This window comes from Micromonospora sp. NPDC023814 (assembly GCF_040639595.1).
GTDB lineage: Bacteria > Actinomycetota > Actinomycetes > Mycobacteriales > Micromonosporaceae > Micromonospora.
In genome coordinates, this window is record NZ_JBFAAF010000257.1 from 1 (window position 1) to 1105 (window position 1105).

General features: G+C 71.6%; 1 protein-coding gene. It reads left to right on the plus strand.

The features are described 5' to 3' along the window. Positions 1-206 precede the first annotated feature (206 nt). The coding region (locus AB0G14_RS35850; RefSeq protein ID WP_357705277.1) for a hypothetical protein at positions 207-1105 on the plus strand (899 nt) is incomplete at its 3' end.

The window sequence follows — 1105 nt, forward strand, 5'->3', positions numbered from 1 at the left end:
GGCGGGGCGCGGCGGCGTTGCTGGTGCCGTTGGGTGAGGCGGCGTCTGAGGCGGGGTTGGCGAGGGATGGGTCGCGGTTGGACCTGTCGTTGTTGGTGCCTGAGTTGCAGGGTGTGCCGGAGGGGTCGCGGTCGCGGGTTGCCCGGGCGGCGGTGGAGAGTTTGCATATCCGGATCAATCCGGCGACGCGGGCTCGGGTTGAGGCGGTGGACGCGTCCGCGGTGGAGCTGTTGCCGGAGGTGGTGCAGGAGCTGCGGCGGTGGTTCCCGAACGCGCGGGTGCAGGGTGCCGGTTCGAGTTGGGAGCCGGTGCGGTTCGCCCAGCCCGCGGACAGGTATGCCGGGGCGAACTCGGCGCCGGTGCGGGTGGACATCGACCGGTTGGAGTGGCGTGTTGAAGAGTTGAGGCGGCGGCACGGGTCGTTTGCCGGGTTGGCGGCGGCGATCGGTGTTCCCGATGGGCTGGATGCCGAGCGGATTGTCCGGGGCGTGTCCTACCTGGCGGCGGCGATCGTCGGGCCCGACTTCGTCGAGGCGGATCTGGTAGGGCCCGCACGACTGGTCGCGCTGTCGGGGGGTCTCTACTGGGACTCGTTGGAAGCGCTCGTTCGTGTTGTGCTGGGCGAGTCGCCTGGATCGGTGCCTGGGCTGGTCTTCGACACCGGGCGGGTTGCGGTGCTGGCCGAGGTGGCGGCTTCGTTCGACCACTCGCCGACGCTGGCGGAGTTGCAGGACGTGGTGCGGCGGTCGCCGGACCTGGTCGGGGCGTTGGGATTCTTCGCGCAGCCTGACGTGTTCACGTTCACCGACGAGCGGGTGCAGACGCCGCGGCTGCTGGCCCGGCTGCGGAGTCTGGCCGGTGCCGGTCAGGGTGGTTGGGCCGGTTTGGTGGCGCGGGTGACCGGGGTGTCGGCTCCGGGCGACCTTCGTCTGTGGGCGGCGGCGCATGTGGCGGCCGGGGTGTTCGGGGACGGGTTCAGCGAGGCGGACCTGGTCGCGGTGCGGCGACTGCTGGACCTGTCGGCCGCGCCGGACAGCCCCGCCCGGTCCGAGCGGAGCGACTGGCGGCGCATCCTGATCTTCACCTGGGACCTGCTCCACGACAC